Source organism: Zoogloea sp. LCSB751 (assembly GCF_002028455.1).
GTDB lineage: Bacteria > Pseudomonadota > Gammaproteobacteria > Burkholderiales > Rhodocyclaceae > Zoogloea.
The window spans coordinates 88,586-110,606 of the sequence record NZ_MWUM01000016.1 but is presented as its reverse complement, the minus strand read 5'-3'; the positions used below and the strand labels follow the sequence as shown (position 1 = coordinate 110,606).

The 22,021-nt window shown below is 64.4% G+C and carries 25 protein-coding genes; 13 read left to right on the top strand and 12 right to left on the bottom strand.

Features of this window, described 5'->3' with window-relative positions; genetic code table 11:
• From B4920_RS17410 to B4920_RS17400, 3 genes are all read right to left on the bottom strand, one after another.
• Positions 1-908, bottom strand: a 908-nt coding sequence (locus tag B4920_RS17410; RefSeq protein ID WP_079435887.1) for an NAD(P)(+) transhydrogenase (Re/Si-specific) subunit beta, incomplete at its 3' end; no start/stop codon positions are given.
• Positions 908-1,192, bottom strand: coding sequence for an NAD(P) transhydrogenase subunit alpha (locus B4920_RS17405; protein WP_079435886.1), 285 nt, complete (start codon positions 1,190-1,192; stop codon positions 908-910). The genes B4920_RS17405 and B4920_RS17410, both read right to left, overlap by 1 nt.
• Positions 1,193-1,206: 14 nt before the next feature.
• Positions 1,207-2,331: an NAD(P) transhydrogenase subunit alpha gene (locus tag B4920_RS17400; protein WP_079435885.1), complete on the bottom strand. Its 1,125-nt coding sequence runs from the start codon at positions 2,329-2,331 to the stop codon at positions 1,207-1,209.
• A 154-nt stretch (positions 2,332-2,485) separates the two neighbouring features.
• Here B4920_RS17400 and corA point away from each other — a divergent pair, with 154 nt between their 5' ends.
• Complete coding sequence (corA, locus tag B4920_RS17395) at positions 2,486-3,568, top strand: magnesium/cobalt transporter CorA (RefSeq protein ID WP_079435884.1); 1,083 nt, start codon at positions 2,486-2,488, stop codon at positions 3,566-3,568.
• Between the two features lie 2 nt (positions 3,569-3,570).
• Here the strand turns inward: corA and B4920_RS17390 are convergent, their stop codons facing one another.
• The 3 genes from B4920_RS17390 to otnI all read right to left on the bottom strand — a co-directional run bounded on the left by B4920_RS17390 (position 3,571) and on the right by otnI (position 7,007).
• Positions 3,571-4,392: a PP2C family serine/threonine-protein phosphatase gene (locus B4920_RS17390; protein WP_079435883.1), complete on the bottom strand. Its 822-nt coding sequence runs from the start codon at positions 4,390-4,392 to the stop codon at positions 3,571-3,573.
• 276 nt (positions 4,393-4,668) lie between these two features.
• Entirely contained in the window at positions 4,669-6,141 is a 1,473-nt protein-coding gene (locus B4920_RS17385) for an amidase (RefSeq protein WP_079435882.1), read from the bottom strand.
• Positions 6,142-6,236: 95 nt separating this feature from the next.
• Positions 6,237-7,007, bottom strand: a complete 771-nt coding sequence (otnI, locus tag B4920_RS17380; protein ID WP_079435881.1) for a 2-oxo-tetronate isomerase — start codon at positions 7,005-7,007, stop codon at positions 6,237-6,239.
• Positions 7,008-7,143: 136 nt separating this feature from the next.
• On the opposite strand from otnI, the gene pcnB reads away from it, so the two are divergent.
• The 6 genes from pcnB (at position 7,144) to panC (ending at position 11,731) form a co-directional block, all read left to right on the top strand.
• Positions 7,144-8,481, top strand: a complete 1,338-nt coding sequence (pcnB, locus tag B4920_RS17375; protein WP_079435894.1) for a polynucleotide adenylyltransferase PcnB — start codon at positions 7,144-7,146, stop codon at positions 8,479-8,481.
• Positions 8,478-8,978, top strand: a complete 501-nt coding sequence (gene folK / locus B4920_RS17370) for a 2-amino-4-hydroxy-6-hydroxymethyldihydropteridine diphosphokinase (protein WP_079435880.1) — start codon at positions 8,478-8,480, stop codon at positions 8,976-8,978. The genes pcnB and folK overlap by 4 nt, the downstream gene beginning before the upstream one ends.
• A complete protein-coding gene (locus B4920_RS17365) occupies positions 8,979-9,320 on the top strand; it encodes a DMT family protein (RefSeq protein WP_079435879.1) in 342 nt (113 codons plus the stop codon).
• A 15-nt stretch (positions 9,321-9,335) separates the two neighbouring features.
• Positions 9,336-9,974: a deoxynucleoside kinase gene (locus B4920_RS17360; protein ID WP_079435878.1), complete on the top strand. Its 639-nt coding sequence runs from the start codon at positions 9,336-9,338 to the stop codon at positions 9,972-9,974.
• A gap of 101 nt (positions 9,975-10,075) precedes the next feature.
• Positions 10,076-10,894 (top strand): 3-methyl-2-oxobutanoate hydroxymethyltransferase, encoded by an 819-nt coding sequence (gene panB, locus B4920_RS17355; RefSeq protein WP_079435877.1) that lies wholly within the window; start codon positions 10,076-10,078, stop codon positions 10,892-10,894.
• Between the two features lie 9 nt (positions 10,895-10,903).
• Positions 10,904-11,731 (top strand): pantoate--beta-alanine ligase, encoded by an 828-nt coding sequence (gene panC / locus B4920_RS17350; protein WP_079435876.1) that lies wholly within the window; start codon positions 10,904-10,906, stop codon positions 11,729-11,731.
• A 35-nt stretch (positions 11,732-11,766) separates the two neighbouring features.
• Here the strand turns inward: panC and B4920_RS17345 are convergent, their stop codons facing one another.
• Positions 11,767-12,249 (bottom strand): hypothetical protein, encoded by a 483-nt coding sequence (locus tag B4920_RS17345; protein ID WP_079435875.1) that lies wholly within the window; start codon positions 12,247-12,249, stop codon positions 11,767-11,769.
• Positions 12,250-12,496: 247 nt separating this feature from the next.
• On the opposite strand from B4920_RS17345, the gene B4920_RS17340 reads away from it, so the two are divergent.
• A complete protein-coding gene (locus B4920_RS17340) occupies positions 12,497-12,940 on the top strand; it encodes a CBS domain-containing protein (RefSeq protein WP_079435874.1) in 444 nt (147 codons plus the stop codon).
• A gap of 65 nt (positions 12,941-13,005) precedes the next feature.
• Here B4920_RS17340 and B4920_RS30855 read toward each other — a convergent pair whose 3' ends face one another.
• The 3 genes from B4920_RS30855 to B4920_RS17325 all read right to left on the bottom strand — a co-directional run bounded on the left by B4920_RS30855 (position 13,006) and on the right by B4920_RS17325 (position 15,563).
• On the bottom strand, positions 13,006-14,370 hold the full coding sequence (locus B4920_RS30855; RefSeq protein WP_079435873.1) for an ATP-binding protein: 1,365 nt from the start codon (positions 14,368-14,370) through the stop codon (positions 13,006-13,008).
• Positions 14,370-15,035, bottom strand: a complete 666-nt coding sequence (locus B4920_RS17330; RefSeq protein WP_079435872.1) for a response regulator — start codon at positions 15,033-15,035, stop codon at positions 14,370-14,372. Before B4920_RS17330 ends, B4920_RS30855 begins: the two co-directional genes overlap by 1 nt.
• A gap of 186 nt (positions 15,036-15,221) precedes the next feature.
• A complete protein-coding gene (locus tag B4920_RS17325) occupies positions 15,222-15,563 on the bottom strand; it encodes a hypothetical protein (RefSeq protein WP_139379543.1) in 342 nt (113 codons plus the stop codon).
• 147 nt (positions 15,564-15,710) lie between these two features.
• Here B4920_RS17325 and B4920_RS17320 point away from each other — a divergent pair, with 147 nt between their 5' ends.
• Positions 15,711-15,950 carry a DUF2789 domain-containing protein gene (locus tag B4920_RS17320; RefSeq protein ID WP_079435870.1) on the top strand — a complete coding sequence of 80 codons (240 nt, stop codon included), beginning with the start codon at positions 15,711-15,713 and terminating at the stop codon, positions 15,948-15,950.
• Between the two features lie 3 nt (positions 15,951-15,953).
• Here B4920_RS17320 and B4920_RS17315 read toward each other — a convergent pair whose 3' ends face one another.
• Positions 15,954-17,168 carry an HD-GYP domain-containing protein gene (locus B4920_RS17315; protein WP_079435869.1) on the bottom strand — a complete coding sequence of 405 codons (1,215 nt, stop codon included), beginning with the start codon at positions 17,166-17,168 and terminating at the stop codon, positions 15,954-15,956.
• 187 nt (positions 17,169-17,355) lie between these two features.
• Between B4920_RS17315 and B4920_RS17310 the strand changes: the two genes are divergently transcribed.
• From B4920_RS17310 to B4920_RS17295, 4 genes are read left to right on the top strand one after another with little or no spacing between them, the layout of a single operon-like run.
• Positions 17,356-18,180: an undecaprenyl-diphosphate phosphatase gene (locus tag B4920_RS17310; RefSeq protein WP_079435868.1), complete on the top strand. Its 825-nt coding sequence runs from the start codon at positions 17,356-17,358 to the stop codon at positions 18,178-18,180.
• Positions 18,165-19,118 (top strand): hypothetical protein, encoded by a 954-nt coding sequence (locus B4920_RS17305; RefSeq protein ID WP_079435867.1) that lies wholly within the window; start codon positions 18,165-18,167, stop codon positions 19,116-19,118. Before B4920_RS17310 ends, B4920_RS17305 begins: the two co-directional genes overlap by 16 nt.
• Positions 19,115-19,684 (top strand): YqiA/YcfP family alpha/beta fold hydrolase, encoded by a 570-nt coding sequence (locus B4920_RS17300; RefSeq protein ID WP_079435866.1) that lies wholly within the window; start codon positions 19,115-19,117, stop codon positions 19,682-19,684. The genes B4920_RS17305 and B4920_RS17300 overlap by 4 nt, the downstream gene beginning before the upstream one ends.
• Entirely contained in the window at positions 19,681-20,517 is an 837-nt protein-coding gene (locus tag B4920_RS17295) for a class I SAM-dependent methyltransferase (RefSeq protein ID WP_079435865.1), read from the top strand. The genes B4920_RS17300 and B4920_RS17295 overlap by 4 nt, the downstream gene beginning before the upstream one ends.
• Here the strand turns inward: B4920_RS17295 and B4920_RS17290 are convergent.
• The gene (locus B4920_RS17290; protein ID WP_079435864.1) at positions 20,514-21,947 is read right to left on the bottom strand and encodes a deoxyribodipyrimidine photo-lyase; all 1,434 of its coding nucleotides are present in this window, start codon (positions 21,945-21,947) and stop codon (positions 20,514-20,516) included. The genes B4920_RS17295 and B4920_RS17290 overlap by 4 nt on opposite strands.
• Positions 21,948-22,021 lie beyond the last annotated feature (74 nt).

Here is a 22,021-nt window from a genome sequence, read left to right as displayed (position 1 = left end):
GGCACGATGATGACCTTGGAGGCGTAGCGCATCATCGCCGCCGCATCCATCGCGCCGACTTCCTTCTGCTCGCCCTCCACCGCTTCGCCACCGCCGGCAGCCGCCATCGGCACGAAGAGGATGTTGCTGATCGGCCGGTTCATGGCCTTGGCCATCAACTGGGTCAGCAGCGTGCCGGCGGCGCCGACCACGATACCGGCGATGATCAGCGCCGGAATGCCCATCACGAAGCCCTCAAAGCCCACGGCCAGGCCGGTGAAAGCGTTGAACAGGGAGATCACTACCGGCATGTCGGCGCCGCCGATCGGCAGCGTGATGACGGTACCCAGCACCAGCGCCAGGATGAAGAACGCGCCGACCAGGGTCGGATCGATCTCCGGAGCGATCACGATGGCCGCGCCGACACCCACCGTCACCAGGGCGAGGAGGATGTTCACCGCATTCTGGGCCGGCAGCCGGAAGGCCTTCTTCATGACGCCCTGCAGCTTGGCCCAGGCGACGACCGAGCCGGAGAAGGACACCGCGCCGATCAGCGCACCGAGGGTTGCCAGCAGGGTCACCACCACACCGTGCATCTCGCCGCGGGCGAACTCCACCGCCGCGATGGCCGCCGCGGCGCCGCCGCCCATGCCGTTGTAGATGGCCACCATCTGCGGCATGTCGGTCATGGCGACCTTCTTGCCCGAGATCCAGGCCAGTGCGCCGCCGACGGCGATGGCGATGATCATCAGCGCGAAGTTGTTCATGCCCGGGGTGAGGAAGGTCACCACGGTGGCGAGCACCATCCCGACACCGGCCCAGACGATGCCTTTACGCGCCGAGACCGGCGAACTCATGCCCTTCAGGCCGAGGATGAAGAGGATCGCGGCGACGAAGTAACTCGCGTCAATCAGCCACTTGATAGCCATCAGTTCTTCTCCTTCGCCTTGAACATGGCGAGCATGCGTTCGGTCACCACGTAACCACCCGCCGCGTTGGCCGCGCCGAGCAGCACGGCAACGAAGCCGATGGCCTGTTCGAGCGGAGTCTCCGCCTGGCCAAGGGCGATCATGCCGCCCACCAGCACCACGCCGTGCACGAAGTTCGAGCCGGACATCAGCGGCGTGTGCAGGATCACCGGCACGCGGGAAATCACCTCGTAGCCGGTGAAGGCGGCGAGCATGAAGATGTAGATTGCAACAAATCCGTCCATGGTCCGTCTCCCGGTCAGAGGCCCAGGGCCTGTTTGACGCCCGCGTGGCGCACTTCGCCCGCGTGGGTCAGACAGGCACCGGCCAGCACTTCGTCGTCCCAATCGAGGGCCAGGGCCCCATCCTTGATGAACGGCGAGATGAAGTTGTAGAGGTTCTTGGCGTACATCTCGGAGGCATGCACCGGCATGCGGCTGGGGATGTGAGTGGGGCCGATGATCAGGGTCTCGCCGACCCACACCTTCTCGCCCGCCACCGTGCCGGCCACATTGCCGCCGGTCTCGGCCGCCATGTCGACGACCACTGAACCGGGCTTCATGCGCGCCACCATGTCGGCACTGATGATCACCGGCGCCTTCTTGCCAGGAATCGCAGCAGTCGTAATCAGCGCATCGCAATCCGCGACGGCCTTGCCGAGCTTGTCGGCCTGCTGGCGCTTTTCGTCGTCGGTGAGCTCGCGGGCATAGCCGCCGGTACCGGCGGCCGAGACACCTGTGTCAACAAACTTTGCACCCAGCGACTCGATCTGCTCCTTGGTTTCCGGTCGCACGTCGTAGCCGGAAACCATCGCGCCCAAGCGCTTGGCGGTGGCGATGGCCTGCAGGCCAGCTACACCGGCGCCGATAACCAGCACCTTGGCCGGGCGGATGGTGCCGGCGGCGTAGGTGAGCATCGGGAAGAACTTCGGCGAATGGTCGGCGGCGATCAGCGCGCACTCGTAGCCCGCCACGGCGGCCTGGCTGGAGAGCACGTCCATGCTCTGTGCACGACTGATACGGGGCAACAGTTCCAAAGCGAAACAGGTGATCTGCTTTTGGCGCAAAAGCTCCACTCGTTCCTTGCTGGACCAGGGTTGTTGCAAACCCACCAGAACCGTGCCGGGTTTCAGCTCGGCCAGCACGTCGAGCCCCAGGGGCTGGACCTGCAGGATGACGTCAGCCTTCTTCAGCACCGACAGTTGATCGCTGGCCAGTTCAGCTTCTCCGTAATCTGCGTCACGGTAGTAAGCCGATGTGCCGGCATCTGCCTGGAGCAGCAAAGCTGCGCCAAGCCCTTGATATTTCTTGGCTACGTCCGGAACCAGCGCAACGCGGCGCTCTCCCGGCGTAAGCTCTTTGGTCACACCGATGACCAGGGGCATGAAAGCTCCTTCGAGGGGTAGTTGGAAATCTGCTATCGTCGTGAGAGGGTTTCACGAACGACCCAAATCTATTGATGAATACCCTAAAAAAAGCCGGTTTTCACCTGAATACTGCATCTAAAAACGGTTATTTGAACCGAATATCGCAAATACGATGCGAAAGTCTAGCAAGAAACGATCCCATCCCACCCGAAAGTTAGGGTTACCCCCAGGTTCACTGGTTCATATCGGCGAAATCAAGACCGAAAAGCCCTCGATTACCCTCATTGAGTTCGATTCCAATGGCTTGATCGAGACACGCTTCGATTCCGTCGATGCATCCCGCCAGTATCAACCCGGCGGCGGCAAACTGTGGCTGAATGTATATGGCCTGCACGACCCGGCCGTGATGGCGGAAATCGGCCGGCGCTTCAAGCTGCATCCACTGGTGCAGGAGGACATCCTCAACACCCACCAGCGTCCCAAGAGCGACGAATACGCAGACTACCTGTACATCGTCGCCCGCTGCTTCGATTTCAATCCGGACAGCCGCAGCCTGAGCTCCGACCAGGTCAGCATCGTGCTCGGCCGTAATTTCGTGCTGACCTTCCAGGAGCGCGCCACCGGCACCTTCGAGGCGGTACGGGAGCGCCTGCGCTCGGAACACGGCGCAATGCGCGCCCACGGCGTCGACTACCTGGCCTACGCGCTGCTGGACACGCTGGTGGACCGCTACTTCGTGATGCTCGACAACCTGACCGACATGGCGGAGGAACTGGAAGATCAGGCCCTGAGCCGTCCGACGCCGGAACTGCTGGCAGAGATCAACCGGGTCAAGCATGAAGCCCTGGTGCTCCGCCGCGCCATCTGGCCCGTGCGCGAAGTGCTCAACACCCTGGGACGGGCCGACAACGGCTTCTTTTCGGGTGATACACGCCTGTATCTAAGGGATATCTATGACCACACGGTGCATGTACTGGAAACGCTGGAATCGGTGCGCGACCTGCTCGCCGACCTGCTGGACATCTACCTGTCCAGCGTCAGCAATCGGCTCAATACCGAGGTGCGCATCCTTACCGTGCTGACCACCCTGTTCATGCCGGCCACGCTGATCGCCGGCATCTTCGGCATGAACTTCCGCGACATGCCCCTGCTCGAGGCGCATGACGGATTCGACATCGCACTGGGGATGATGCTCGGCGTCGCGGCACTGATGGCCGCTTCGTTCTGGCGCAGGAACTGGCTGCGGACGCGCTGACTTCAGCGGGTCCGCTTGTTGTTGTCGACTTCGACGAGTTTGACGATGGCCAGGGAGATGTTGTCGCCACTGCCCCTGGCCCGCTGGCGCGCCAGTTCGATCAGGGCCGAGGCGGCATCACGGGGTGACATGTTGGCCAGGATCAGCCCCGTTTCCTCTTCACCGATGTAAGCCCACAGACCGTCGGAGCACAACAGGAAGGCATCTCCGCCGACAAGCGGCGAGGCATGCCCGAAATCCACCCGCGGCTCCCGCTCCGAGCCCAGGCAGGACAGCAGGACGTTGCGGTTCGGATGCCGCAGCGCCCCTTCGGGATCCAGCCGCCCCTTGCGCACCAGTTCTTCGACCAACGAATGGTCGGTGCTGCGGGTGACCAGCTTGCCGGCCCGGAAGTGATAAAACCGTGAATCCCCGCAATGGGCCCAGTCGGCGCGGTCCGGCTGCATCATGAAGACGACAGCCGTGCTGTGGGGATCCTGCTCGCTGGTAAAGCGGGTGAGCTTGATCACGATGTGCGCTTCATCGACGATGCTGCGCAGCAAATCGGTGGCACTCTCGGAGGCCGGAGCGAAGGCTTCGAAGTTCTGGCGGGCCTTAAGGATGACCTGTTCCGCCGCCATCGCTCCGCCGGAATGTCCTCCCATGCCATCGGCAAGAACCGCCATCAGCGTGCCCTTGCGGGTAGGGTGTGCGAAGACCGCGGCCCGGTCCTGTTGTTCGGTCCGGTCGCCCGTATGCTTGGCCACGCAGGCCTCCGCCTGATAGCGCTTCTTGGCAGACGTGGTTTCGGGCGCCGAAAAGGACGATGGGCTTGGTTTCAACATAAATGGAATAAATCTAGCTGGGAAATCGCCACCGGCTTCTGCGCATTTAGCATTCCGGCAGACCTGCCAGGAATCGGATACGACCTCCAATTCATCAATATTAACCGCTAATTCCAGAAGTGCCGGTTCGCCTTCTTCGCTTTACACAATCTTTCAGACCCCATTCGTGACATTTTCATCACTACCCATCCGATGTTGAACGGGTATTCCACCCCGCGCGCGAAGACGATCAAGACCCGATGAAGGACAGTACAGGCGGCACGTGCCCTGTCCAGATCAGCCCTCAAGAGGAGGAGGCGACACGAAGCCGCCCAGCACGCCCTCCAGCCGGGTTGCCACTGCCAGCAGCGCCTCGTCCTGCCAGCGCCGTCCGACGACCTGGACGCCGACCGGCAGCCCGGCTTCGATACCGAGCGGCAGCGTGACAACCGGACTGCCAGTCAGGGAAAAGGGCGCTGTCCAACCGATGGTGGCTTCCAGATAAGGCAGCTTCCGTCCATCCACCTGGACGGCCGGTGGCTTGGACCAGGCCGGCATCGGCCGCCCGGGATAGGCGACCGTACAGGCGACCGGGCTGAGCAGCGCATCGAAATCCGCCAGAAAACGCTCCAGGCTGGCAATGGCCGCTTCCCGGGCATTCAAGGCACGGTTGTAATCGGCCATATCGAAACGCAGGCCTGCTGCAAATGCACGGCCCAGCGTCTCGGTCCGCGGCAAAAGATGGCGTAAGGCCGGCAACAGCCTACGCTGCCAAGCGGGCATGCCGAGTCCGATCTCGACCCCGCCAATGGCCCCGAAGAGCGTGTGAAGGGCACGCAGATCAAGATCCGGCGGCGCCCTGCGTTCCACGCTATGCCCCGCAGCCTCGAGCTTTCCGACCATGCCCGCCAAGGCAGCCCGGGTTCGCTCGCACAGGGGCAGGCAGCCCTCCTCCCAAAGGACAAGACGCAAAGGATTTTTCGCCAGTGCTGGCAGCTGATCCGGCTGCCACGGCGGCACTTCCATATCGCAACCATCGGGACCGGCGATCAAACCGTAGCCGAGCTGTAGATCGGCAACCGAACGGGCGAGCAGCCCAAAGGACAACATATGCCGCACGCTGCGCTCACCGCGCAGGTGCTCAGGCAGATGAGGAATATGGCCGGTACGCGGGATCCGGTTCTCGGTGGCCTTCAGTCCCGTCACACCGCAGTAAGCTGCGGGAATGCGGATCGAGCCGGCAATGTCACTGCCAAGCTCAAGCAAGGAAAAACCGGCGGCCACGGCCACCGCTGCCCCGCCGGAACTCCCCCCGGGGGTCAGCGTCGGGTCCCAGGGGTTGCGCGTCAGTCCGAACAATGGGCTCCAGCAATGGGGGGCGCCGGCCAGTTCCGGCAGGTTGCTCTTGCCGACGATCACGGCCCCCGCCTCCCGCAGCCTGCCAACCACGCTGGCATCCTTGTCCGGCACATACTCAGCAAGCGGCCGATAGCTGGCGGTAGTGCGCAAACCCTGCGTGGCAAACGAATCCTTGACGGAAATCGGGACGCCCAGCAGCGGCAGACGCTCGCCGGCCGCAATCCGCGCATCCGCCGCCTGTGCGGCCTTGCGCGCACCGGCGGCATCCACGGTGACAAGCGCATTCAGGTGCGGATTGAAACGGGTGACGCGCTCAAGGCACTGCTCCAACAGCTCGGTGGCCGACACGGCACCGGTACGAAGGGCTTCTACCGCAGACGATGCGGTCCAGGGAAAAGCGGGGGCGGGCATGGCGTGCAATCCAGTTGCGAAGACCATAGCCTACCAGCACTGACCCGAACGGCATCAAGCCATCGACATTTTTCGTGCGGCACAACCCAAGGCCGTCAGGCGGCCATCCATCCAAAGGAATCCTCGGTCGGTCCGCTCGGCACGTACTCACAGCCGATCCATCCGCCGTAGCCGAGCCCGCGCAGGTGCTTGAACAGGAAAGGAAAGTTGATCTCGCCGGTACCCGGCTGATGACGCCCCGGATTATCCGCCAGCTGGATGTGGCCGATGCGCGGCAAATGGGTGCCCAGCGTACGGGCCAGATCACCCTCCATGACCTGGGCATGGTAGATGTCGTACTGCAGGAACAGGTTCGGCCGCTCGGCGGCATCCAGCAGGGCCAACGCCGGTGCCGTACGATCGACCAGGAAGCCCTGCGTATCGTGGCTGTTGAGCGGCTCCAGCAGCACTTGGCGCTGCGCCGGGGCCAGCGCATCGGCTGCAAAACGGAGGTTGTCCACCAGCGTGTCACGCAGCACCGCTTCGTCGCTGCCAGGCGGTCTCAGGCCAGCGAGGCAGTTGATGCGCGGGCAGTTCAGCCCCTCCGCGTAGCGCGCCGCTTCGAGCACGCCATCGCGGAACTCGGCAACCCGCGCCGGCAGGCAGGCAATGCCTCGCTCACCGGCCGCCCAATCGCCGGCCGGAAAATTGAACAGCACCACCTCCACGGCGGCCCGCCGGGCGGCATCCGCCACCTCGTCGAGGGGAAAGGCGTAGGGAAAATGGAACTCCACGCCCTTGAAACCACTTTCGGCGGCAGCCGCAAAACGGTCCAGGAAAGGCTTGTCGAGAAACAGGAAAGACAGGTTGGCAGAGAAGCGCAGCATCGGCGTAAGTCTCCAGCAAGTGGAAATTGCGTCCGGACAGGTGCCCCGACGACCGCAAGGACAGCCGCAGAAGCCAAAGCCGGCCGCCTGATGGGTTATCATGCGCGACTTGACCCCAATCATCCAAGCCCCGCCAATGATCCGCAAATTGCTGCGCCGAGTGTTTCGCCGCGCCGCACCTGCCAATGCCCTGCCCGAACCCGCGGTGATCCCCGTCAGTCGTCACGGAGTCCGCCGGGAACAAATCTCTCCTGCTGCCAACAAGGTCTGCGCCGTCCTTCAGGAAAACGGCCACAAGGCCTACGTCGTCGGCGGCGCGGTCCGCGACATCATCGTCGGCCAAACGCCGAAGGATTTCGACGTCGCCACGAGTGCCACGCCCGAGGAAGTCCGCGCGCTTTTCCGCCGCTCACGCATCATCGGCCGCCGCTTCAAGATCGTGCACGTGATGAGCGGCCCGGAAACCATTGAGGTTTCCACCTTCCGTGCGATGCAGGACGCCGAATCTGCCGAAACCGATGAACACGGCCGCGTGCTGCGCGACAATGTGTTCGGCTCGATGGCCGAAGACGCCACCCGCCGCGACTTCACGGTCAATGCGCTGTACTACAACCCCACCGACGAAACGGTGGTGGACTACCACCACGGCGTCGCCGATCTGCAACAGAAGACCCTGCGCATGATCGGCGAACCGCGCGTGCGCTACCGCGAAGATCCGGTGCGCATGCTGCGTGCCGCCCGCCTCGGCGCCAAGCTGGGCCTGACCATCGACCCGGCTGCACGGGCGCCGATCCGCGAGATGGCCAGCCTGCTCGAAAACGTGCCGCCGGCGCGCCTTTTCGACGAGATGCTCAAGCTGCTGATGTCGGGCCACGCGGTCAAGTGCCTGCGCCAGTTGCGCGAGGAGGGCCTGCACCACGGCCTGCTGCCACTGCTCGACGTGATCCTCGAACAACCGATGGGCGAGCGCTTCGTCTGGCTGTCCCTCGAAAACACCGACGAACGGGTCCGCCAGGGCAAGCCCGTGTCGCCCGGTTTCCTGTTCGCCACCCTGCTGTGGCACGAAGTGCTGGCCGAGTGGGAAGCCCACAAGGAAAAGGGTGAGCATTCCCAGCCGGCCCTGTTCGAAGCGATGGATGCGGTCCTCGAACGTCAGTCGGGCAAGCTCGCCATCACCCGGCGCATCGTCGGCGACATCAAGGAAATCTGGGCCCTCCAGCCGCGCTTCGAGAAGCGCGCCGGCAAGACGCCCTATCGCCTCCTCGAACAACCGCGCTATCGGGCCGGTTGGGATTTCCTGCGCCTGCGCGCCCAGTCGGGCGAACTCCCGATGGAGCTGCCAGACTGGTGGGACGCTTTTGCCGACGCCAACCCGGACGCCCGCGAAAACATGCTGGTTCCCGACAAGAGCGGCGCAGCCCGCAAGCGCCGACGTCGCAAGAAGCCGGCGGGCTCCGCACACCCGGCAGAATGAGCGCCGCGGTCGTCACCCGCGCCTACGTGGCGCTCGGCGCCAACCTCGGCGAGCCGGTCAAGCACTTGCGGGCAGCCGTCGACGATCTGGGCACCCTCCCCGGCACCCAGGTTACGGCCCGTTCGTCCCTGTACCGCAGTGCGCCCGTCGGTCTGCTCAATCAGCCAGACTTCATCAACGCCGTAGTAGCGGTGGATACCCCGTTGCCCGCGCTGGAGCTTCTGCGCCAGCTGCTCACCATCGAGGCCCGTCACGGCCGCGTGCGCAGCGTGCCCAACGCACCGCGCACGCTGGACCTGGATCTGCTGCTTTACGGTGAGTTGCAGATGCAGGAAACGGAGCTCACCCTACCCCATCCGCGCATGCACCAGCGTGCCTTCGTGCTGCTGCCTCTGCTGGAAATCGCGCCGGACCTCATCCTGCCGGCGCTCGGCCCCGGCCGTGATTTCCTGCCGGGCGTCGCCGACCAGACCATCTCGCGCAGCGAGCCCCTTTGAATGCCGATCTGGATCCAGACCGCGCTGCTGCTGGCGGCCTCCAACGTCTTCATGACCTTCGCGTGGTACGGCCACCTGAAGAACCTGGCCACCGCGCCGTGGTATGTGGCCGCCTTCATCAGCTGGGGCATAGCCCTCTTCGAGTACCTGCTGCAAGTGCCGGCCAACCGCATCGGCGCACAGGAACTCAACCTCGCCCAATTGAAGATCATGCAGGAGGTGATCACCCTCACGGTGTTCGTTCCCTTTGCCCTGTTCTACATGCAACAGCCCCTCAAGCTTGACTATCTGTGGGCTGCCCTGTGTATCCTAGGGGCCGTTTACTTCATATTCCGGGCCTGAAAGGCGGAGCAAGCCATGCTCGAAAAAGCGCGCTACATCGTTGTCGAAGGCCCCATCGGCGCGGGCAAGACCACCCTCGCCCGGCGGCTTGCCGATCGCCTGAGCGCAGAACTGCTGCTCGAAAACCCGGCCGCCAATCCCTTTCTCGGTCGCTTCTACCAGAACATGGAGCGCTGGGGCCTGCCGACCCAGATCGCCTTCCTGTTCCAGCGCAGTGAACAGCTCACCAGCTTCGATCATGAACACAACCCCCATCGTCGAGTGGTGTCCGACTTCCTGATCGACAAGGATCCGCTGTTTGCCGAGCTGACGCTGGCCGAAGATGAGCTGCACCTGTACCGGCAACTGTACACCCGCCTCAAGCCGACCGTCCGCAAGCCCGATCTGGTGATCTACCTGCAGGCCCAGCCCGAAGTCCTTGTCGAGCGGGTGCGCAAGCGCGGCGTGGAATCCGAGCGCAAGCTCAGCGAACCTTACGTCGAGCGGGTTGCCCAGCGCTACGCCACTTTCTTTCATCACTACGACGCCGCACCGCTGTTCATCGTCAATGCCGAGTCCCTCAATCCGGTGGACAAGGAAGAAGACTTCGAACTGCTGTACTCCCGCCTGCTCGCCATGCGCAGCTACCGGGAATTCTTCGGCTACGCCGGCTGACGTCTACGCCCCAAGCCCGCCTTACGCTTTCTTTGCCGCCGCCTCCCCTCTTGTGCCATGCACAAGATTGGGGTTAACTGCCGCCGCGAGGAGGACCCGCTATGAGCTATCTGCAAGATAACGACAAACCCGTGACCCTTTTCGAGCTCGGCAAGATGCGCGCCGAGGGTCGCAAAATCACCATGCTCACCGGCTACGATGCCAGCTTCGCCGCGCTGCTGGAGCGCAACGGCGTGGACGTCATCCTGATCGGCGACTCCCTCGGCAACGTGCTGCAGGGACAGAAGACCACCCTGCCGGTGACCATGGAGCACATGGTTTATCACACCGAATGCGTGGCCCGCGGCTGCAGCCGCCCACTGATCGTCACCGACCTGCCCTTTGGCAGCTACACCGAAAACCCCGCCCAGGCGATGCGCAACGCGGCCCGCCTGATGGCAGCCGGCGCACAGATGGTCAAGCTCGAAGGTGGCGCCTTCATGGCCGAGACGGTGCGTTTCCTGGTCGAACGGGGTGTCCCGGTGTGTGCGCATATCGGCCTCACCCCTCAGTCCGTCCATCAGCTCGGCGGCTACCGCGTGCAAGGCCGCAGCGAGGAAGCCGCGGCAACCCTCAAGGCCGATGCCCTCGCCCTCGAACAGGCCGGCGCCGCAATGGTCGTGCTCGAAATGGTGCCGGCCGCGCTGGCCGCCGACGTCACCGCCAACCTGAACTCGATGGCCACCATCGGCATCGGCGCCGGCGTGGACTGTCACGGCCAGGTGCTGGTGCTGCACGACCTGCTGGGCGTGTTCCACGGCAAGCGCCCGCGCTTCGCCAAAAATTTCATGGAAGGCGCGGCAAGCATCGACGATGCCGTCAGCCGCTACGTCGCCGACGTCAAGGCGGGCCGCTTTCCCGGCCCTGAACACAGCTACTGAAAGCGTTCAATGCAGACCCATCACACCATTGCCGGCCTGCGCGCGGCCCTTGCCGGGGCCGGGCGCGTCGCCTTCGTTCCTACCATGGGCAACCTCCACGACGGCCACATCGCGTTGATGCGCGAAGCGCGTACGCGGGCTGACGTAGTGGTGGCGAGCATCTTCGTCAATCGCCTGCAGTTCGGGCCCAGCGAGGATTTCGACAAGTATCCGCGCACGTTGGCCGACGACTCGGCACGCCTTGCGGCGGCAGGGGTGAACTTCCTGTTCGCCCCCGACGAAAAGGAAATGTACCCGGCGCCCCAGCATTATCACGTCGAGCCCGACCCGGCCCACGTGAACATCCTGGAAGGCGCGGTACGCCCCGGTCACTTTGGCGGCGTCGCCACGGTGGTCCTGAAACTGTTCAACATCGTCCGGCCCGACGTGGCCTTGTTCGGTAAGAAGGACTACCAGCAGCTGATGGTCCTGCGCAACATGGTGCGCGAACTGGCCCTGCCCATCGAGATCGTCGCTGGCGAAACCATCCGTGCCGACGATGGCCTGGCCCTCTCCTCGCGCAACGGCTACCTGAGCGCCGCCGAGCGGGCCGAGGCCCCGCGTCTGAGCCGCCAGCTGGCGTGGATCCGCGAACGGATTGCCACCGGCGAGCGGGATTTCCTGCGCCTGGAAACCGAGGCCGTCGCCGAGCTCGCCGCCCACGGCTGGCATCCGGACTACATCACGATCCGGCGCCGCAGCGACCTGCAGGCTCCGGGCAAGGGCGATGAAGCGCTGGTAGTGCTCGGCGCCGCAAGACTGGGCGCCACCCGCCTGATCGACAATCTGGAAATCTGACGAAGAAAGGCGGTCTGCAGACCGCCTTTCTTTTTCTACGTTGCCGCGTGGTGGAAACTCGCCGCCACCCGAGCCTCGCCGTGTTCCTCCCGGCACTCGACCTGCCCGAAGGCTTCCGCGAGGGCCAGGCATTGCCGGATGTCCTCGATGAGGAATTCGCGCAGGCTCACCGCCAGACTGAACTCGCTCACTTCAACATGTGCCGTGCAGGCAAGCCGGATCGCCTGCAGAACTGCCGGGTAAACCGGATCCTGCACCAGCAGGCTGGCCAGGCGAGCCTTCAGGTGCGGCACTTGCTGCGCTGGCACCAGCCCTTGGTCGAGCCCCCGGCAGGAGTGCAGGATCTGCTCGCGCACGAGCCGATGCTGCCCCATCGCCTGGGCGGCAAACATCCGCGTCAGCAGGGTTTCCCATTCTTCAGCCAGGCGCTTCTGCTCTGCCTTGCGCTCACGCCAGGTTTGAACGGCAATGACGGTCAGCGCGAATACCCCAAAACCACCAATCAATACGATGAGCATGATGCACCTCAGTCCAACTACACTTACTCCGACGCCTCAAGAGTAAGCAGTGGCCGAAATGGGCAATGCCCAAAAGATCACGGAGCAGCGCGCGCCAGGCTGTTTTTCAGTGCCGCCCGTGAACTGGCTCACGCCCCGGAGAGCCGCTTGCGCTCTTGCGCTCTTCCACCCAAGCTATACACTCTGACTAGCCGGCGGCGCAGGGTCGCAGGCCCCGAGGAGACAACAAAAAGGAGGGAACAAGACAATGGCTGCAACGGTTCAACAGATTCTTCAGACCAAGGGCTCCACCTGCCACTCAGTGACGCCCGACACCACCGTGCTGCAGGCCCTCCACCTGATGGCCGAACACAATGTGAGCGCGGTACTGGTCATGGAAGGCGAGCGGCTGGCGGGCATCTTCACCGAGCGGGACTACGCCCGGAAGGTCGTGCTCAAGGGCCTTGCCTCCAAGGACACCAAGGTCGGCGACCTGATGACGCCCAACGTGCTCACCGTATCCCCCACCCACACGGTGGACGACTGCATGTGCATCATCACCAACAACCACGTGCGCCACCTGCCGGTAGTGGATCACGGCAAGGTGGTCGGCATCGTCAGTATCGGCGACGCGGTGAAGTCGGTGATGGAACAGCAGCAGGTCACCATCAACCATCTTTCCGGCTACATTGCCGGCGATCTGGCCACCTGAAGTCGGACGGCGGGCCGGGAGCGCTCACCGCCTCCTGGCCCGTCCCGCCGCCTGCGGAACGGGTGTCAGGCCCTCTCCGGAAAATGCACCACCACCGCCAGCCCGGCCCCGCCGGCGCGCGGCAGGCCCGCCTCGAGGTCCAGCCGGGCACCGGCAATCTCGACGATGCGCGCCACGATGGACAGACCTAGCCCGCAACCGTCCGCATCGTTGCCGGCCCCCCGTGCGAAGCGGGTCAGCATCTGCCCGCGTAGCGCCAGCGCGATACCCGGCCCGTCGTCGGCGACCCGCAGGGTGGCCGTCTGGGGATCGACTTGCACGAGCACACGGCCGCCTGGCAGGGAATAACGCAGGGCGTTATCCACCAGATTGCGCACCAGCACTTCCAGCCACCAGCGATTGCCCTGGACCACCAGGCCCCCCCCCGGCTCGAGCTCCAGGCTCTGATCCCGACGCAAGGCCTGGGGCGTGAGGATGGAGCACACGGACTCGGCAACCTCCGCCAGGTCCACCGGAACATCCGCCACCCCCTGAGCCTCCGGATCGAGCCGCGCCAGTGTCAACAACTGCTCCACCAGATGAGTCATCCGCTCCACGCCGGACAGAACCTGATCGAGGGCATGGCGGCGACCCGCATCGTCGACCGCGCGGCGCGCCACTTGGGCCTGAATCTTGACGGCCGCGAGAGGCGTGCGCAGCTCATGGGCAGCATCCGCGGTAAAACGACGTTCATGGTCGAGTACTTCCGCCACTCTGGACACCAGTGCATCGAGGGAACTGACCAGCGGCGCGATCTCCTCCGGCAGCGCCCCTTCCACCCGCACCGGCACCAGCCGGCGGGCGTCCAACCCACCCACAGCCGTCGCCACCGCCTGGACCGGCCGCAGGGCCCGGGTCACCACCGCCCAGATCGCGACAGCAATGAGCGGCAGCCCGAACAGGATCGGTAGCAGCAGATGCAAGGCAACCTCGCCAGCCAGGCGATAGCGGGCACTATGGTTCTGACCGACGATCACCCGGTAGGGGCTGTGGCCGTGGTCGACGGTCACAAAGCGCCACAACTCACCATCCAGCTCTCTCTCTTCGAAGCCGGGCTCCCGGGTAACCCGCCATTCCGGCATCTCCGACGAGCGCACCAGCAATTGCCAGTTGCCCTTGTTGTCGTGCATCAAGGCCTGAAAGGCCACCGGCAACTGGTAGGCATGCTGGTGCTCGGCCATTTCCTGGGCTACCTGCGGCGCCTGTCCGGCGGCCACGATGGCCAGCAGGGTTTCCGCCACCTGCATCAGCTGGGCGTCGAAGAGTTCGTCGGCCTCCTCATGGGCAATGCGGAAGGCTACTACCGCCGACAGGCTCCATAAGGCCGCGACGGCGATGATCAGCATGACCACCAGACGGCGGCGCAGGGAATAGACGGGCCGGACTGCCATCACCGGAGAGCCTCGTCCACCATGTAACCCACGCCACGGACGGTGCGGATCAGCTCGCTGCCGAGCTTGCGGCGCAGGTGGTGGATGTGCACCTCCAGCGCGTTGCTTTCCACCGCCTCGCCCCACGCGTAGAGCTGCTCGTCGAGCACCCGGCGGGTCAGCACCCGCCCCGCACCATCGAGCAGCATGCGCAACAGTTCGAATTCCTTGCCGGTCAGCAGTACCGGCTCACCCTTCAGGCTCACTGTACGGGCGGCCGGGTCGAGAACCAGCTCGCCGTGGCGCAGACAGGCGTCGGCGCGCCCCTGGGAGCGCCGGACCAAGGCGCGCAGGCGGGCCGCCAGTTCATCCAGGTCGAAGGGTTTGACCACGTAGTCGTCCGCCCCCTGATCGAGGGCGCGAACCTTGTCCGCCACCTGATCACGGGCCGTCAGCACCAGCACCGGCACGGTATTGCCTGTTGCACGCAGTGTCGTCAGTACGGCAACGCCATCCTTGCGCGGCAGGCCGAGATCGAGCAGAACTGCCGCAAAGCTCTCACTGCCCAATGCCGCCAGGGCCGCCTCCCCGTCGCGGACCCAGTCCACCGCAAAGCCGGCTCCCGTCAGCCCGGCTTTCACGCCATCGCCCAGCAGGCGATCATCTTCAACCAGCAGAACACGCATCGGGGACAGCTCCTTCGCACGACGGCGACATGAGAATGAAAACAGCCGCAGGAAAGGACTCCCCCTTTCCTGCGGCTGGACAGGATCGCACACGGAAGCGCGTCTTTCCGCGATCACATCCCCCTCAGAGGATTCCGTGACCACTCTAATGCGTGCTCCTTAGTAAATCCTTATGGCGTATACCTTTCAGAAACTCAGGCGATAAGAGGCACCGGTCGGGCCCAGCACCCAGTTGCCGGCGCGCACGCCCACATAGGCGCCCACCGCGTCCCAGGCCAGATCCTTCCAGGAGAAACGATTGCAGTCCTGCTGGGAATCGTAGACTTCCTTGGCGACGCCGGGAATCAGCGCCAGGCCGAAGGCCGTCCAGGGATCGGCAGACAATCGCGAGGCACCGACGCCAAGGGCCGCAGATACGCCGAAGTGGGCGGCCTTGTCGCTGCCGCCCCAATCGTCATGGTAGCGGCTGCAGGCCTCGGCAGAGCTGGTCAAGCCAGCAAGGATCATCAAGGTTGCCAGGGTTTTCAAGCTAGACCTCATTGTGCAGTTGAATACCGGCCGCATGATACGGGAGTCCCAACCATCATCAACGGGTTTCAGCTGGCAGCCGAGGGAACCAGGGCCGCGCCCGAACGGACCAACGATTGCCCCCAACCACCACGCAGGGAGATCCTCATGGAATCGCACATCCACAACATCGCCAACCTGTTCGCCCAACTCGGACTGGCCAACGACAGTGCCGCGATCGATGCCTTCATCGCGGCTCATTCGCCACTCCCCCACGACGTGCTACTGACCGAGGCCCCGTTCTGGTCGCCGGCCCAGGCGGCCTTCCTGAAGAGCGAGATTGCCGAAGACGCCGACTGGAGCGCCGTGATCGACACCCTCGACGTCCAGTTGCGCGCAGCAGGCTGACGCTTATTCCTGCAGCAGAAAGCGCCGGGGATCGACGCCCCATTTCTCCGGCGCCTCGGCCGACACGATCCGGTCGGCATTTCCCGGCCGGCGGGACAGATCGAGCATTTCCGGCTTGATATAGCCATTCGAGCGGGTAGAAAAGAAGACCCGCAGCCGGGGCGTCAGCAGGCTGCCCTCGTTCTGCTCGACCACCACCCCGAGCCGCCCGGACTCGAGGCGCACCAGACTGCCCACCGGATAGATGCCGACACAGCGCATGAAAGCCTGCAGCAGTTTCTGGTCAAAGTGGTCGGCGCTCCATTCCCACATCTTGCGCAACGCCTCGGCCGCCGGAAGCCCCTTGTGGTAACAGCGGTCGGCGGTGATCGCATCGTAGACATCGACGATCGCCGCCATCCGCGCCATCGTCGAAATCGCGTCGCCGGACAGCTTGTCCGGATAACCATGGCCATCCAGGCGCTCGTGGTGATGCCGTGTGATATCCAGCGGCACCGGACCGATGCCCGGCGTTTCCAGCAGCACCGCATGGCCATCGCCGGGATGGCGCTTGATCATGTCGAACTCGGCGTCGGTCAGCTGGCCCGGCTTGTTGAGCACGGCGTCCGGCACCCGCATCTTGCCGATATCGTGCAGCAGGCCGCCGATCCCGCCCTGGCGCAGCGCGTCGCCGGACAGTCCGAGGGAGCGGCCGAAGGCGATCATCAGCGTGCACACGCTGACCGAATGCAGGAAGGTGTAATCGTCCTTGTTCTTGATGCCGATCAGGCCGAGCAGCGCCCCACTGTTGCGCAGCACCGAACCCGTTATCGCCTCGACCACCGGCTCCGCATCCTCCAACGACACCGCTCGCCCAAGACGCACATCGCTCATCATCGTGCGCACGACCTTGTGGGCCTGCTCGTGCACCTTGCGCGCCCGCGCCATTTCCTCATGCACCGGCACCCGCAGCACATGATCGTCGGGCATCGCCAGCAAGGCCTGCAACTCCTCCTCGACCGCCGCCTGCACCTCGGTTGCCGCGACGGCGTCCTGGTCGTCCAGGCCGCGATCGGTGTCGATGTAAACGTGCTGGATACCCGCATCGACGATGCGGTGCAGATCCTCACTCTTGAGCATGAACTGGGCACGCCAGAACGGATGGGACATCCAGTCCCCACACAATTCGTGGACGAACATCCCCGGCTTCAGGCGACTAACGGAAATCTTTTTGAGCATTCAAATTAAACAAATTTAACATTTTTACTATTTCAACCACAGATTCTCATAAATGGCTAAAGCCGTCACTTCCCAACTCAGGCATCTCAATGCCGATCGTGATGAATTACATGCTCTCGTGCTGCAAAGCACAAGATATACAAACGCTATAATCCCGACTCCCTAAGCCGCTTACAGTCAATCGTTCATGGACATCATCCTGCTTCTCAAGGCCCTGATCCTCGGCGTGGTCGAAGGCCTCACCGAGTTTCTGCCGATCTCCAGCACTGGTCACCTGATTCTGGCCGGCGATCTGCTCGACTTCAATGACGACCGGGGCAAGCTGTTTGAAATCGTCATCCAGTCCGGTGCGATCCTCGCCGTGGTGTGGGAGTTCCGTGAGCGCATCATCAGCACCTTTGCGGGCCTCGGTCGCCAGCGTGAAGCCAACCGGCTGGTCCTCAACCTGTTCATCGCCTTCCTGCCGTTGGCCATTCTCGGGCTGGCCTTCGGCAAGAAGATCAAGGCCGTGCTGTTCGCCCCGCTGCCGGTAGCCACAGCCTTTATTGTCGGCGCCTTCGTGATCCTGTGGGCCGAGCGCCGCAACCACCGCATCCGCATCGAGACCGTCGATGAAATGCGCCCCCTCGATGCGCTCAAGATGGGAATTGCACAAGCCTTTGCGCTGATTCCCGGCACCTCCCGCTCCGGCTCAACGATCATCGGCGGCATGCTGTTCGGCCTGTCCCGCAAGGCCGCTACCGAATTTTCCTTTTTCCTGGCCATCCCAACCCTCGGCGTCGCCACGGCATACGAACTCTACAAGGAACGGGCCTTGCTCAATGCCGACGACATCGGCATGTGGATCGTCGGCTTCATCGCGGCTTTCGTCTCGGCCTTCTTCTGTGTGCGCTGGCTGCTGCGCTACATATCCAGCCACGACTTCGTACCCTTCGCGTGGTATCGCATCGCCTTCGGCATCATCGTGCTGGCCACCTGGCACTTCGGTCTCGTGGAATGGACGGCCCACTAAAGCATCTCCCCGCGGCAGTTCCTGCCTGGGGGACTACCGGCAGCTTTGCGACGGGCGGGCATTGGCACGAACTCCACGACACCCGCCGCGCCCGTACGCTGCCCCTCAAGCTGTATCTACCCGAGGGAGCCAAGCCCCTCGGACTGATCCTGTTCTCCCACGGACTCGGCGGCTCCCGCGAGGGGGGCGCCGACTGGCTGGAGCATTGGTGCAGCCACGGCTTCGCAGCGCTTGCCGTGCAGCACCCCGGCAGCGACGCGAGCCTGCTGCGCAACAATTCTCCCCTTGGCCTGCGCCATGCCCTGAAGGCGGCGATGAACCCGGAAGAACTCGCCCACCGCGCTGAGGACATCCGTTTCGTCCTCTCCCGCATCGGCCGCGATCCTGCGCTGGCCGCCCTCGCCGACGTCCAGGCCATCGGCCTGTCGGGACACTCCTTCGGCGCCGTCACCGTGCAGTTGCTGGCCGGCGAGCGCCGCCCTCAGCATCTGTCCGTCACCCTCGATCCTCGCGTGCGGGCGGTCCTCGCCTTCAGCCCTTCGGCCCGCTTTTCGGACCAGGGCCCCAGCCTCGACCACCGTTTCGGCGGCATCCACCTGCCCTTCTTCAGCATCACCGGCAGCCGCGACGACGGCATGGGCCTGTCCGACATCACGGCGGCCAACCGCGAACTGCCCTACCGCCACATGCCCCCCGGCGACAAATACCTGCTGGTCTTCGCCGGCGGCAACCACCTGGATTTCGCAGGTCAGGCCAGCGCGGCCGAGGGCGCCGTCTTCCGCCTCCGCCGCGCGCCGGCCCCCTTCCACACCGCACTGCTGGCCGCGTCCACGGCGTTCTGGCAGGCTTTCCTGGCGAGGAACGATGGCGCGCGGCACTGGCTCACGGCCACCCTGCCCAAGCACTTGCGCAGCGAAGACCGCTTCGAATTCAAATGATCATCTATCTTCACGGCTTCTGTTCCGGCCCCCAATCCTGGAAAGCCCGCAGCCTGCGGGACCGCATGACCGAGCATGGCCTCGCTGACGCCTTCTGGTGCGAGCAGCTGCCCGTATCGGCCCGCGACGCCATTGCGCTGGCCGAAGCCCGGATCGCCCGCTGCGCCAGTGCACCAACCTTGGTCGGCAGCTCCCTCGGCGGCTACTACGCGACCCATCTGGCGGAAAAGCACGGCCTGCAGGCGGTGCTGATCAATCCGGCGGTCATCGCCCCGCTGTCCCTATCGGCCTACCTGGGGCCGCAGACGCACATGTATTCCGGGGAGACCTTCGATTTCACCCAAGCCCACATCGACGAACTGCAGGCCATCGAAGTCCCTGTGATCACGCGCCCGGAACGCTACTGGCTGCTGGTGGAAACCGGTGACCAGGTCCTCGACTACCGCCACGCGGTAACCCGCTATGCCGGCAGCCGCCAGACGGTGCTGGAGGGCGGCGATCACAGTTTCACGCGCTGGGACGACTACCTGGACCCGATCCTGCGTTTCGCCGGGCTGCTGGCATGACCGGAAACTTCGACGCCCGCCGTTTCAAGGCCCTCGAACGCAGCGGCTTCAACCGCATCGCAGGCCGCTACGCCAACGGTGCGCCGCTACGGGCAAGCCTGCAGCAGGCGCTGCTCGAGCTGGCCGTGCTGCGCCCCGGCGAACACGTTCTTGATCTGGCCGCCGGGCCGGGCCTGCTGGCCCGTGACGCCGCACGGCTCGTCGCTCCCGACGGCTGGGTGCTGGCCAGCGACATTGCCGAGGGCATGCTCGCCGAAGGCCTGCGCCGCGCCGCCGATGAGGGCCTTTCCGATCTGATCGCCGCCGCCTGCGACGCGGAGCACCTGAGCTTTGCCGACCACAGCTTCGACGTGACGCTGCTTGGCCTCGGCCTGTTCATCTTCCCGGAACCGGCGCGGGCCCTGGCGGAAATCCGGCGGGTGTTGAAACCCGGCGGACGCCTGACCCTGTCCGTGTGGGGGCCGCGCCAGCACGTGCCGCTGATCGGCTGCGCCCAGGACTGCATCGCCCGCCTGCTGCCCGCGCCAAAGGTGGCGCGCCCGTCAGTGTTCCGCTTTGGCGATCCCGACGCGCTGAACGCCCTGCTGGACCAGGCCGGCTTCTGCGACATCCGCATCGAGTCCTGCCCCGTCACCTGCCACTTCAACGACCCGGCTGCTTACTGGCAGGCCTTCCTCGACCTGGCCGGTGGCGCCGCTGAAGCCCTGTCGCGGCTACCCGACGAAACCCAGCGCCAGTTGCAGGAAGCCGTTACCGACGAACTCACGCCCTACCGCAACGCCGACGGCTACACACTGGAAAGCACCGTCCTCATCGCCAGCAGCCACAGCTAAGTTTCGTCCGGACTCCCCTTCACCACGCCGAAACGCGCCAGCGTGCGCTCCCGCGCCTGGGCGTGATCCACGATGGGAGCCGGATAGTCCTTGCCGATCACGCAGCCGGCCAGCTGCTGGTCGATCGGCGGCATCGTCCATGGCGCATGGATGAACTTGGCCGGCACCTTGGCCAGTTCCGGCAGGTAGCGGCGGATGAAGGCCCCGTCGGAATCGAACCTCTCCGACTGAGTCACCGGGTTGAAGATGCGGAACCAGGGTTGCGCATCACAACCAGTGGACGCCGCCCACTGCCAGCCGCCGTTGTTGGCGGCCAGGTCGAAGTCATTGAGATGCTCGGCGAAGAAGGCCTCGCCATGCCGCCAGTCGATGCCCAGGTCTTTGGTCAGGAAGGACGCGACGATCATCCGCAGGCGGTTGTGCATGAAGCCGCTGTGCAGGATCTGCCGTATTGCCGCATCGACGATCGGATAGCCGGTGCGCCCCTCGCGCCAGGCCGCCAGCCACGCCGGCTTGTCGTCCCAGCGTACCTGGTCGTACTCTGGCCGGAAACTGGCCTTCACCACATGCGGGTGATGCCACAGGATCTGAAAGTAGAAATCCCGCCAGATCAGCTCCGACAACCAGGTCTCCGCCCCCTCGCCACCGAGCTCCAACGCCGCCCGCGCCAGCTCGCGGATCGACACCGTACCGAAACGCAAATGCACCGACAGGTAGGACACGCCCTTCTGGGCCGGAAAATCGCGCTTCGCCTTGTAACGGCCAATACGTTTCAGAAAGTCGTCGAACAGGCGCCGCCCGCCGCTCATCCCGGGCGTGATTCCCAGCTCGCTCAGATTGGTCTCCTCGAAACCCAGATCTGCAAGGCCCGGCGTCGCCTCTTCGGCCGACAGCGGCGCAAGTCGCGCCATGTATTTCTCGACCGGATACGACTTGAGGTGGAATGGCGTCAGCGCCTTCAACCACGCCCGCTTGTATGGCGTAAACACCGAGAACGGCGAATTACCCTGGGTCAGCACCTCGCTCTTTTCGAAGATCACCTGGTCCTTGAAATCGGCAAAGCCGATGTCGAGCACGCGCAGGCGCTCCGCCACCTCCGCATCACGCGCCAGCGCAGCCGGCTCGTAATCCCGGTTGGCGTAAACCGCGCTCACACCGAGGGAAGCTGCCAGTGACGGAATCGCCTCTCTAGCCAGCCCATGCCGGACGATCAGGCCACCGCCACAGGCGCGCAACGCGTTATCCAGCTCGACGACGCTGGCGTGGATGAAGTCCACGCGCCGATCGCACCGGCCTGGAAGAGAGTCGAGGATTTCTGTATCGAAGACGAAGGCGCAGAAGACCTGGTCGTGATGCTTCAGCGCGTGATAGAGCGCCGCGTGGTCAAAGTCGCGCAGATCGCGGCGGAACCAGACGAGGGCAGAAGGCATGGACGGAACTCGAAGCAAAGGATGCACGGAGGCCGAAGCATGCCTCAAATTTGCCGCCATAATCTCCCCACATC

What these genes read in the sequence shown, in the direction of transcription:
- folK (WP_079435880.1), top strand. Translation starts at nt 8,478, where the DNA reads ATGAGCGCCGCGGTCGTCACCCGCGCCTACGTGGCGCTCGGCGCCAAC.
- B4920_RS17300 (WP_079435866.1), top strand. Translation starts at nt 19,115, where the DNA reads ATGATCATCTATCTTCACGGCTTCTGTTCCGGCCCCCAATCCTGGAAA.
- B4920_RS17295 (WP_079435865.1), top strand. Translation starts at nt 19,681, where the DNA reads ATGACCGGAAACTTCGACGCCCGCCGTTTCAAGGCCCTCGAACGCAGC.
- B4920_RS30855 (WP_079435873.1), bottom strand. Translation starts at nt 14,370, where the DNA reads ATGGCAGTCCGGCCCGTCTATTCCCTGCGCCGCCGTCTGGTGGTCATG.
- B4920_RS17400 (WP_079435885.1), bottom strand. Translation starts at nt 2,331, where the DNA reads ATGCCCCTGGTCATCGGTGTGACCAAAGAGCTTACGCCGGGAGAGCGC.
- B4920_RS17365 (WP_079435879.1), top strand. Translation starts at nt 8,979, where the DNA reads ATGCCGATCTGGATCCAGACCGCGCTGCTGCTGGCGGCCTCCAACGTC.
- B4920_RS17405 (WP_079435886.1), bottom strand. Translation starts at nt 1,192, where the DNA reads ATGGACGGATTTGTTGCAATCTACATCTTCATGCTCGCCGCCTTCACC.
- B4920_RS17305 (WP_079435867.1), top strand. Translation starts at nt 18,165, where the DNA reads ATGGACGGCCCACTAAAGCATCTCCCCGCGGCAGTTCCTGCCTGGGGG.
- B4920_RS17340 (WP_079435874.1), top strand. Translation starts at nt 12,497, where the DNA reads ATGGCTGCAACGGTTCAACAGATTCTTCAGACCAAGGGCTCCACCTGC.
- otnI (WP_079435881.1), bottom strand. Translation starts at nt 7,007, where the DNA reads ATGCTGCGCTTCTCTGCCAACCTGTCTTTCCTGTTTCTCGACAAGCCT.
- corA (WP_079435884.1), top strand. Translation starts at nt 2,486, where the DNA reads ATGCGAAAGTCTAGCAAGAAACGATCCCATCCCACCCGAAAGTTAGGG.
- B4920_RS17315 (WP_079435869.1), bottom strand. Translation starts at nt 17,168, where the DNA reads ATGCTCAAAAAGATTTCCGTTAGTCGCCTGAAGCCGGGGATGTTCGTC.
- B4920_RS17385 (WP_079435882.1), bottom strand. Translation starts at nt 6,141, where the DNA reads ATGCCCGCCCCCGCTTTTCCCTGGACCGCATCGTCTGCGGTAGAAGCC.
- B4920_RS17290 (WP_079435864.1), bottom strand. Translation starts at nt 21,947, where the DNA reads ATGCCTTCTGCCCTCGTCTGGTTCCGCCGCGATCTGCGCGACTTTGAC.
- pcnB (WP_079435894.1), top strand. Translation starts at nt 7,144, where the DNA reads ATGATCCGCAAATTGCTGCGCCGAGTGTTTCGCCGCGCCGCACCTGCC.
- B4920_RS17360 (WP_079435878.1), top strand. Translation starts at nt 9,336, where the DNA reads ATGCTCGAAAAAGCGCGCTACATCGTTGTCGAAGGCCCCATCGGCGCG.
- B4920_RS17320 (WP_079435870.1), top strand. Translation starts at nt 15,711, where the DNA reads ATGGAATCGCACATCCACAACATCGCCAACCTGTTCGCCCAACTCGGA.
- B4920_RS17390 (WP_079435883.1), bottom strand. Translation starts at nt 4,392, where the DNA reads ATGTTGAAACCAAGCCCATCGTCCTTTTCGGCGCCCGAAACCACGTCT.
- panB (WP_079435877.1), top strand. Translation starts at nt 10,076, where the DNA reads ATGAGCTATCTGCAAGATAACGACAAACCCGTGACCCTTTTCGAGCTC.
- B4920_RS17310 (WP_079435868.1), top strand. Translation starts at nt 17,356, where the DNA reads ATGGACATCATCCTGCTTCTCAAGGCCCTGATCCTCGGCGTGGTCGAA.
- panC (WP_079435876.1), top strand. Translation starts at nt 10,904, where the DNA reads ATGCAGACCCATCACACCATTGCCGGCCTGCGCGCGGCCCTTGCCGGG.
- B4920_RS17330 (WP_079435872.1), bottom strand. Translation starts at nt 15,035, where the DNA reads ATGCGTGTTCTGCTGGTTGAAGATGATCGCCTGCTGGGCGATGGCGTG.
- B4920_RS17345 (WP_079435875.1), bottom strand. Translation starts at nt 12,249, where the DNA reads ATGCTCATCGTATTGATTGGTGGTTTTGGGGTATTCGCGCTGACCGTC.